The sequence below is a fragment of the Salegentibacter lacus genome (assembly GCF_020164555.1).
In the GTDB taxonomy this organism is placed as follows: Bacteria; Bacteroidota; Bacteroidia; order Flavobacteriales; family Flavobacteriaceae; genus Salegentibacter; species Salegentibacter lacus.
This window is the reverse complement of record NZ_JAIQZB010000038.1, coordinates 1-9,499: the sequence shown is the minus strand read 5'-3', so window position 1 is coordinate 9,499 and position 9,499 is coordinate 1. Positions and strand designations below refer to the sequence as shown.

General features: G+C 37.7%; 10 protein-coding genes and 1 tRNA gene. 3 read left to right on the top strand and 8 right to left on the bottom strand.

Going from position 1 to position 9,499, the window contains the following annotated elements; all coding sequences use genetic code 11:
* Positions 1-395: 395 nt before the first annotated feature.
* From LB465_RS17790 to LB465_RS17765, 6 genes are all read right to left on the bottom strand, one after another.
* A tRNA-Arg gene (locus tag LB465_RS17790) sits at positions 396-469 on the bottom strand.
* An 89-nt stretch (positions 470-558) separates the two neighbouring features.
* On the bottom strand, positions 559-828 hold the full coding sequence (locus LB465_RS17785) for an ATP-dependent Clp protease adaptor ClpS (RefSeq protein ID WP_224471266.1): 270 nt from the start codon (positions 826-828) through the stop codon (positions 559-561).
* A gap of 51 nt (positions 829-879) precedes the next feature.
* Positions 880-1,713: a 50S ribosomal protein L11 methyltransferase gene (prmA, locus tag LB465_RS17780; protein WP_224471265.1), complete on the bottom strand. Its 834-nt coding sequence runs from the start codon at positions 1,711-1,713 to the stop codon at positions 880-882.
* Between the two features lie 3 nt (positions 1,714-1,716).
* A complete protein-coding gene (gene tpiA / locus LB465_RS17775) occupies positions 1,717-2,469 on the bottom strand; it encodes a triose-phosphate isomerase (protein ID WP_224471264.1) in 753 nt (250 codons plus the stop codon).
* A gap of 139 nt (positions 2,470-2,608) precedes the next feature.
* Positions 2,609-3,703: a BT_3928 family protein gene (locus LB465_RS17770; protein ID WP_224471263.1), complete on the bottom strand. Its 1,095-nt coding sequence runs from the start codon at positions 3,701-3,703 to the stop codon at positions 2,609-2,611.
* Between the two features lie 46 nt (positions 3,704-3,749).
* Entirely contained in the window at positions 3,750-4,295 is a 546-nt protein-coding gene (locus LB465_RS17765) for a DUF1599 domain-containing protein (protein WP_224471262.1), read from the bottom strand.
* A gap of 130 nt (positions 4,296-4,425) precedes the next feature.
* Between LB465_RS17765 and folP the strand changes: the two genes are divergently transcribed.
* The gene (gene folP, locus LB465_RS17760; RefSeq protein WP_224471261.1) at positions 4,426-5,250 is read left to right on the top strand and encodes a dihydropteroate synthase; all 825 of its coding nucleotides are present in this window, start codon (positions 4,426-4,428) and stop codon (positions 5,248-5,250) included.
* 37 nt (positions 5,251-5,287) lie between these two features.
* A complete protein-coding gene (cdaA, locus tag LB465_RS17755) occupies positions 5,288-6,061 on the top strand; it encodes a diadenylate cyclase CdaA (RefSeq protein ID WP_224471260.1) in 774 nt (257 codons plus the stop codon).
* Between the two features lie 3 nt (positions 6,062-6,064).
* Here cdaA and LB465_RS17750 read toward each other — a convergent pair whose 3' ends face one another.
* Together LB465_RS17750 and truA are read right to left on the bottom strand one after the other, a co-directional pair.
* Positions 6,065-7,831, bottom strand: a complete 1,767-nt coding sequence (locus LB465_RS17750) for an ABC transporter ATP-binding protein (RefSeq protein WP_224471259.1) — start codon at positions 7,829-7,831, stop codon at positions 6,065-6,067.
* Positions 7,832-8,575 carry a tRNA pseudouridine(38-40) synthase TruA gene (truA, locus tag LB465_RS17745; RefSeq protein ID WP_224471258.1) on the bottom strand — a complete coding sequence of 248 codons (744 nt, stop codon included), beginning with the start codon at positions 8,573-8,575 and terminating at the stop codon, positions 7,832-7,834.
* A 114-nt stretch (positions 8,576-8,689) separates the two neighbouring features.
* Here truA and LB465_RS17740 point away from each other — a divergent pair, with 114 nt between their 5' ends.
* Complete coding sequence (locus LB465_RS17740) at positions 8,690-9,181, top strand: metallophosphoesterase family protein (protein ID WP_224471257.1); 492 nt, start codon at positions 8,690-8,692, stop codon at positions 9,179-9,181.
* The last annotated feature ends 318 nt before the right edge of the window (positions 9,182-9,499 follow it).

Genomic DNA, 9,499 nt, shown 5'->3' with positions numbered 1-9,499 from the left:
TATTCCTTGCAATCCTCGTTAGATTTGAACCGATCAGAGAACTCCAGAAGATTTTGACCCTTAAAAACATCCATAATTTTAAATATTTACTGGTAATTAAGATACGTATTTAAATACTGACCTCTATAATTTTATACCAAATCATCAATATTAACCACAAAAAGGGCACTTTTAAAGACATTTTTGACAGTATAGACCAGAAGATTAAATCGGTTTTCAGATGGAATACCTTGTAAATAGTGGTGTAAATTTTACCCTATAACTCAATTGATATTTAAATTTTACAAATCGGTTAAAATTGTGGGTAAATCTCATAAACTGACACCGAAAGTGTCACGAAAATAAAATAAAAAATCCTAACAATCTATATATCAAATTGTTAGGATTTTATTTTGTGACCTTGCCAGGATTCAAACCTGGAACCTCCTGAGCCGTAATCAGGTGCGCTATTCAGTTGCGCCACAAGGCCTTTTTAATATCGCTATTCCTACGTGGTTAAGCGGCTGCAAATATATTATTATTTTTATATTTTGAAAAGAATCTTTTATCTTTTTTAGCCTAAACTATTTCTGCACTTAATCCTTCTTCTAATAATTTTGAACATCTCGGCTTTAATTCGTCAAAAGAACCAGTTTTTACGGTACATTTCCCTTTGTAATGAACCAGGATAGCACATTGTTCAGCCTGTACGGCCGTGTGTTCACAGGCGTAAATTAGTGTTTCTATAACGTGATCAAACGTATTGTAATCGTCATTATAAAGTACGATCTCATTCTCCTTCTGCGTGGTTGTTTTAACCTCTTCTAATACTTCTTCTTTAGTACTCATCTTCCATGTATAATTTTAAAGCTTCAAAGATACAAATTATCTATAAAAAGCTTATGCTGAAAACTTTATAGCAACCCAATTACTTCTCTCCACGTGGTTATTATATTCAAGATCAAGCTTTTTACAAGCCTCTTTTATTATCGGAATATCCTCTTCATAAAATCCGCTTAAAAAAAGATTTCCATCTTTATTCAGGCAATTTTTATAGATGGGAAGGTCCCTAAGCAATATGTTTCGATTTATATTAGCCAGGATCATATCATACTTTCTATCCTGTAGTAATTCGGCTCCACCTTCTTCCACGTTGATATTATCGCACTCATTTCTGTCAACATTTTCCAGGGTGTTCTGATAACACCAATTATCGATATCTATGGCATCCACAAACTTCGCTCCTTTCATACTTGCAAGAATTGCTAAAACACCGGTTCCGCAGCCCATATCGAGTACGGCTTTATCATTCCAGTCATTTTTTAATATATGCTGAATCATCATATGTGTGGTTGCGTGATGACCGGTTCCAAAAGACATTTTTGGTTCGATCACAATATCAAATTCTGTATCGGGTTCGGGATGAAATGGTGCCCGCACACTGCAGATATCATCTACCATAATAGGACTAAAATTCTTTTCCCATTCTTCATTCCAGTTCACCTGCTCTATTTCTCCTTTGGAATAGGTGATTTGGAACTCTTCCGATTGTAAAATATGAACCCCTGCCAAAAGATCATCTTCATATTCTTCGGCAGGGATATAGGCAGTAATGCCATCTTCTTCTTCCACAAAACTCTCAAATCCCAAATAGCCAAGCTCTGCTACCAGGATTTCTGAAGCAGGCTGAAGCGGCTCTATTTTAAACTTAAATTCGAGATAGTTGGAAGACATAATTTAAAAGGCGTTTATAATTTCAACAAAATCTACAGCTTTAAGGCTGGCACCACCAATAAGTCCGCCGTCTACATCTTCTTTGGCAAAGATCTCTTTAGCGTTGGCAGGTTTCACACTTCCACCATAAAGAATAGAAACATTCTGCGCGATTTCATCGCTGAATTTTTCTGAAATATTTTTTCTTATAAAAGCGTGCATTTCCTGAGCTTGTTCCGGAGAAGCAGTTTCTCCCGTCCCAATAGCCCAAACAGGTTCGTAAGCTAATACCACGTTCTTCCAATCTGAATCTGAAATCTGATACAAACTCTCCTGGAGTTGTTTCGCTACAAGATCAAAGTGCTTATCGCTCTTTCTATCGGCTAGTTCCTCTCCAAAACAGAAGATAACTCTCATCTCGTTTTTAAGGGCTGCGTTTACCTTTTCAGCTAGTATATCATTGGTTTCTCCAAAATGTGCGCGGCGCTCACTATGGCCTAAAATTACGGTATCTACACCAATACTTTTAAGCATTTTTGCCGAAACTTCTCCTGTATAGGCTCCGTTTTCTGCCTGGTGCATATTTTGCGCCACCACCTGTACCGGGGTATCCTTTAACCCCTGAAAAGCCGAGTATAAATTAGTGAAAGCAGGTGCTACCATAACTTCGGCTTGCGGCTCTTTTACCAATTGCATTTTTAGATGTGAAAGCAATTCCTGCGTTTCAGCAAGATCGTTATTCATTTTCCAGTTTCCGGCTACTATCTTTTTTCTCATAATTTCTTAGTTGATTTTATTTATTTCCGCGGAAAAAATCCGCACTCCTACAAATATATCGATTAGAATAAACATAGCTGTGCCTAAGCCGAATGAAGATTGGCTTTTTACCAATATTTTAAAAAATCTTAAGGTTGATTTATAATTTTATATCCTCAGCATCAAACCAATGCTTTTTCTGGGTAATTGTACCTCTTTCTAAAACCAAAAGTCCGGGATTAGATCTCACAATTGTCTGCAAAGCCTTTTTATCTACCTGGTAAAATTCAAAATCGAGATTGAATTTGTTTATGATTTTCTGCTGATCTTCATCATTTGAAGCGGTTAAACCCACCACTTTATAGCCTTTTTCTTCAGCTTCTGTAGCAAGTTTCTGTATCGCTTTAAAGCCTTCTTGCTCGGTATGGGATAGATCATAAGCCACAACCATAAAAAGCTTTTCCGCATCAAGAATCTGATCAGTTATTACCTCGCCGTTTGCTTCTATTTCAAAATCCTGAATAGGCGGTACATAGCCTTCCTCAATCATTGTGGTTTCTACTCCGACAAATTCCCCTTCCTGATTGGGATAACTTCCATCGGTAGTTACCGTAACTTCTTCTCCATTATTATTAAAAGTCCATTCGTATTCATAAACACCTTTTTGTGCATCTTCAGGCATCTGCATAAGTTCTTTAATGTTATTTCCAATCTTATAAGCTCTAAAATCAAAAACCGGCAAATGCATAAGCACGTGATAGGCAAACCAGAAAGAAAGCATAAAAGACAAAAAGATGATCCAGCGATGCGAAATTGGGTTTAAAACCGGAGTGATCAGTTTTCGGTTAAAGAAAAGTATTAATATAAAAATAAGCAGAATCACGTCTTTTATAAAGGACTGCCAGGGCGTTAACGGGATCGCGTCCCCAAAGCACCCACAATCTGTCACCTTATTAAAATAAGCGGAGTAAAACGTGAGAAACGTAAAGAAAACGATCATTAGCAGCAGGCTCCAAACTGTGAATTTAGGCAGGTAACCAATTAAAATCATTATCCCTACCACTAATTCAAAAACCACTAAAATAATAGCGATAACAAGGGAATAAGGAACCAGAAACTCAAGTCCCAAAACTTCAGGACTAAAATATTCCTGCAGCTTGTAAGAAAATCCCAGCGGATCGTTGAGTTTTATAAATCCTGAAAAAATAAATAATACACCAACCAGTACTCTGGAAATTCCTACTAATAATTTCATGCTCTATTGTTTAAAACTGCTTTTATCTTCTGAAAAGTTACAAAAACTAGTCGTCGTTTTCATTTATAAGAACCATTGCAAAAATGGAATAATTAATCATATCCTGGTAATTCGCATCAATCCCTTCACTAACCAGAGTTTTCCCTTTATTATCTTCAATTTGCTTTACGCGCAATAATTTCTGAATAATAAGATCGGTTAAAGAACTAACTCGCATATCACGCCAGGCTTCGCCATAATCGTGATTTTTGTTCATCATTAGGGCTTTGGTTTCGGCTATTTTTTCGTCGTAAAGTTCAATAGCTTCTTCTACACCAAGATCCGGCTGTGCGACAACGCCTTTTTCTAACTGGATTAAAGCCATCACCGAGTAATTAATAATCCCTATAAATTCAGATTTTTCGTCTTCATCAACTTTTCGCACATCATTTTCCTGAAGTTTCCTTATTCGCTGGGCTTTTATAAAAATCTGGTCGGTAAGTGATGGCAGCCTAAGAATCCTCCAGGCGCTTCCATAATCTTTCATCTTATTAATAAACAGGCTGCGGCAGGTAGCCACCACCGCGTCATACTGTTTTGAGGTATTCTGCATAAAAGAGATCTAATTTGCGTAAATTTCGTGCAAATATTTTAGATACTAAAACCGCATTTTATAATTTCTGAAATGAACCACAGAAATCAGCGCTTTTCAACTTCAGGAAACTCAAATAAAAAACCTAAAAATGACAATAAATTGCAAAGGTGAACTTATAGATCTTAGCAGCCCTAAAGTAATGGGAATTATTAATACCACCCCAAATTCTTTTTATGCTGAAAGCCGAAAAACTTCGGAAAAAGATATATTAAAGCAGGCAGAACAAATGCTGAGAGATGGCGCCGACTTTATTGATGTTGGTGGCTACAGCACTCCTCCCGGCGCTCCTAAGGTGGAAGAAGCCGAAGAGCTGAACCGTGTACTCCCGGCGATAGAAAACATCCTGAAGCATTTTCCGGAAACCATTATTTCAGTAGATACTTTCAGAGCTAATTTAGCCGATAAAAGCATTGAAGCAGGAGCTTCAATAATCAACGATATCTCTGCGGGAAACCTGGATCCGGAAATGATGAAAACCGTCGCAAAACATCAGGTACCATATATTATGATGCATATGCGCGGTACGCCACAAACTATGAAAGACCTGAACCAATATGATGATCTTGTGCAGGATATTTTATTCTATTTTTCAGAAAAAATAAATGCGGCTAGGATATTAGGAATCAACGATCTTATTGTAGATCCCGGCTTCGGGTTTGCAAAAAATATTAGTCAGAATTTTGAACTGCTTTCTAAAATGGAACTTCTCAAAACTTTAGAGCTCCCCATTTTAGCCGGACTTTCACGAAAATCCTTAATCTATAAAACTTTAAATACCTCAGCGCAGGAAGCTTTGAATGGCACTACTTTTTTAAATACAATCGCTTTAAGCAAAGGCGCTTCCATTTTACGGGTTCACGATGTAAAAGAAGCCGTAGAATGCACGAAATTATACGCAGAACTTAATAAGTAGCCGCATATTTTCTATTTTTACACAAAACCCCGCTAATTTGGATATAATAAATCTTCGTTTTCTCGATGTCCTGGATATTGTATTTGTAGCCCTACTGCTGTATTATTTGTATAAGCTGGTAAAAGGAACGGTTGCGGTAAATATCTTTATCGGGATCGTGATTATTTACTTAATGGGGAGCCTTACGCAATTGCTTCAAATGGAGCTCTTAAGCAGCGTCCTTGGGGAATTTATTGGAGTAGGAATGTTCGCCCTGATCGTGGTTTTTCAGCAGGAAATAAGGAAATTCCTTTTAATGATTGGTTCTACCAATTTCACTCAAAAAGGAAAATTCTTTACGCAACTTCGTTTTTTAAAAGGTGATTTAGAAACAAGCACCAATGTAGACGATATCATTTCAGCCTGTGAGGCAATGGGACAAAGTTATACCGGGGCTTTGATTATTATTCAGAAAAATACAAACCTGGATTTCGTAAAGAATTCTGGGGACGATATGAATATTGAACTCAACCAGCCCATTATAGAATCAATTTTTTATAAAAATTCTCCCCTTCATGATGGTGCGATGGTGATAGAAGACAACAAAATTACTGCTACCCGGGTTATTCTACCGGTTTCTAATGATAGATCTATTCCGCTTAGATTTGGATTGCGTCACCGCGCCGCAGTTGGAATTACCGAAAAAACCGACGCTTTAGCATTGGTAGTGAGCGAAGAAACAGGACAAATTTCTTATGTAAGAGACGGGGAATTTGTAATGTTTGAAAGCAACGAAGAACTTATTGACCGAATTAAAGAAGACCTCTTATAATCCTTACAAAGATTCCTCTGCCATAAACTGGACTTCATACAGGTTTTTGTAATACCCATCTTTCTTTTGAAGCAGTTCACTATGAGTTCCTATCTCTACAATCTTACCGGCGTCCATTACCATAATCTTATCGGCTTTTTTAATGGTGGCAAGCCTGTGCGCGATAACTATAGAAGTTCGCCCTTTCGTAATCTTATCGGTAGCTTCCTGAATAAGGATTTCACTGTAAGTATCTACCGAAGATGTTGCCTCGTCTAAAACTAAAATACTGGGATTGCTCATATAAGCCCGTAAAAATGAAATAAGCTGGCGCTGACCGGAAGATAACATCGCCCCGCGCTCTTTCACATTATAATGATAAGCATTTGGCAGGGTATTAATGAATTCGTGAATACCAATTTGTTTTGCAGCATTAATAACTTCCTCTTCCGTAATATCGGGATCATTAAGATTAATATTACTCAGAATTGTATCTGCAAAAAGGAACACATTTTGTAAAACCACGGCTATTTCAGAACGCAGCGATTCCAGGGTAATATCTTTAATATCAATTCCGTCCACCAGAATTTGCCCGCTGTTTATTTCATAAAACCGATTCAGCAAATTTATCACCGTAGATTTTCCGGCACCAGTAGCGCCCACAATCGCGATAGTTTCTCCGGGGTTTGCTTTAAAAGAAACACCTTTAAGCACTTCTTCATCATCGGTATAACTAAAATGAACATCCTTAAATTCTATTTCACCCTTTAGATCTTTTACTTCAATTTCACCATCATTAGAAATGGAAGATTCGGTGTCTAAAATTCCGAAAACGCGATTTGCTGCTACCATTCCCATTTGAAGGGTGTTAAATTTATCAGCGATCTGCCGCAACGGTCTAAAAAGTAACTGAGACAATTCAATAAACGCGATAATCACACCAAGGGTAATTCCGTCATCGGCTACAGCCCGAAGCCCACCGTACCATACAATTAAACCAATGGTTATAGAAGTTGCCATTTCAGCAATCGGGAAGAAAATCGAGTTATACCAAACCGTTTTTACCCAGGCATCGCGGTGTTTGCTGTTTATTTCCTTAAAATTGTTGTATTCTGCTTTTTCACGAGTAAAAAGCTGAACGATCTTCATTCCCGTAATTCGCTCCTGAACAAAGGTGTTTAGATCGGCCACCTGGGTTCTTACTTCTTCAAAAGCAATTTTCATTTTCTTCTGAAAAACACGCGTAGCGTACATAATTAGCGGAAGCACAGTCAAAACTAACAAGGTTAACTGCCAGCTCTGATAAAACATAAACCCAATTACCACCAGCATTTTTAAGATATCGCTGATAATCATAAAAAGCCCCTGACTAAAAATGCTCGCAATAGTTTCAATATCGCTCACCGCCCGTGTTACCAAACGCCCAACGGCAGACTTATCGAAATAAGTCATTTTAAAACCGAGCATATGTTTAAACAAGTTCACACGAAGGTCGCGCACCACTTCCTGTCCTAACCAATTGGCGAAATACACAAAAAGGAACTGAAAAATAACTTCCAGTACTAAAACCCCGGCCATAAGACCTACATAAAAAACAAGGTTATCATAATTTTGGGGAGTAATCGCATCATCTACCGTAACCTTTAGTAAATACGGTCTTAAAACGGCAAAAAATGAAAGCAGAATAGCCGCAACCGCTACAAAATAAAAAGTCGCTTTGTAGGGGTTGGTGTATTTAAGCAAGCGCTTAAATAAGTTAAAATCGAATGCATTACCGGTTTTAGATGCCATTTATTTTATTGCTATTTCAGGATAAGTAACCCGGGTCAGGTAAAGTCCCTTTGCCGGCACCGAAGTCCCTGCCCTGCTCCTATCTTTACTTTTTATAATCTCGTGCATACTTTCTACGGGCTGTTTACCAAAACCAATTTCTAGTAAAGTTCCTACAATCGCACGCACCATATTTCTTAGAAATCTGTCGGCGGAAATATGAAAAACCAACACCTCATTTTCAGTTTTCCAAACTGCTTCAGAAATCTTGCAATTATAAGTTTTTACATCGGTTTTAGACTTTGAAAAACACTTAAAATTAGTATAATCCTTAAGTATTTCTGCCGCCCGGTTCATTTTTCCAATATCAAGCTTGTTTTTTAAATAGTAGCTTCTATCTTCCAAAAAAGGATCTTTCTGCTGAACAATATGGTATTCATAACTTCGACTTAAAGCATCAAATCGAGCGTGCGCATCTGGTTTTACTCTAAAAACGTCTTTTAATGCGATGTCTGCTGGAAGCAAAGAATTCAATTTAAACTGAAAAGCTTCCTTTTGAAGTTCTTTTTCAACATCAAAATGTGCAAAGATCTGTTTTGCGTGCACGCCGGCATCTGTTCTTCCGGCCCCAACAATATCAATTTTATACTGAAAAACTACCGAAAGTGCTTTTTCTATTTCCTCCTGAACCGAAATCGCGTTCGGCTGATTTTGCCAACCGTGATAAGCTTTTCCAAAATATGCCAGTTCTAAAAAATACCTCAACCGAGTTCTTTATTTTTATATTTGCGAACTGCAAAGATAAGGCATTTATTAGAAGCTCAAATCCTTTGAATGCATAGGTTTTAAAATGATTTTTCTAAATAAAATACTCCTGATTTGAAAAAAATACTATTACTAAGTGATACCCATAGCCATATTGACGAAAGAATTCTGCATTATGCCGGGGAAGCTGATGAGATATGGCACGCCGGCGATATTGGCATTACCGATATTTCAGATGAACTAAATAAAATAAAACCGCTAAGAGCAGTTTACGGTAATATTGACGATGCAGAGATAAGAAAAGAGTTTCCGCTTCACCAGCGTTTTAAATGTGAAGGAGTAGATGTCTGGATCACCCATATTGGCGGTTACCCGGGGAAATATTCTCCCGCAATTCGGGAAGAGATTAAGCAAAATCCTCCAAAATTATTTATTAGTGGGCATTCTCATATTTTGAAAGTGATGAATGATAAAAATCTGGGGGTACTGCATATGAATCCCGGTGCGGCAGGAAAACAGGGGTTTCATAAGAAACGAACTATGCTTCGGTTTAGGATTGACAATGAAAATATTTCTGACCTTGAAGTGATAGAGCTCAAGAGTTAGTAGGCAGTTCTTTAGGTGGCAGTAAGCAGTTTCATTATACAGTCTCAGTTTGCAGCGGACAGTCGCAGTAGGCAATATGCAGTTTGAAACTTTAGTTATGGCGATGGAGGCACCACTAAAGCAACCAAAATACAAAACCACTGAACATTCGTGTATTAGTGGCATTTTATTAGTGCTTATCAAAACTTACAAAATCGAGTAGGAAGATAGGGATTAATTCCCTATCTGTCCTCTCACACCACTCAGCGTACGGATCCGTACTGAGCGGTTCCCTAATTTACGTTCTAACTTTAAGATAATAATCCAGCAGAAAAGGGT

Bases quoted from the DNA above. Each gene is read 5' to 3' on its own strand.
- LB465_RS17785 (WP_224471266.1), bottom strand. From the start codon at position 828: ATGAGTACTAAAGAAGAAGTATTAGAAGAGGTTAAAACAACCACGCAG.
- prmA (WP_224471265.1), bottom strand. From the start codon at position 1,713: ATGTCTTCCAACTATCTCGAATTTAAGTTTAAAATAGAGCCGCTTCAG.
- tpiA (WP_224471264.1), bottom strand. From the start codon at position 2,469: ATGAGAAAAAAGATAGTAGCCGGAAACTGGAAAATGAATAACGATCTT.
- LB465_RS17770 (WP_224471263.1), bottom strand. From the start codon at position 3,703: ATGAAATTATTAGTAGGAATTTCCAGAGTACTGGTTGGTGTATTATTT.
- LB465_RS17765 (WP_224471262.1), bottom strand. From the start codon at position 4,295: ATGCAGAATACCTCAAAACAGTATGACGCGGTGGTGGCTACCTGCCGC.
- folP (WP_224471261.1), top strand. From the start codon at position 4,426: ATGACAATAAATTGCAAAGGTGAACTTATAGATCTTAGCAGCCCTAAA.
- LB465_RS17750 (WP_224471259.1), bottom strand. From the start codon at position 7,831: ATGGCATCTAAAACCGGTAATGCATTCGATTTTAACTTATTTAAGCGC.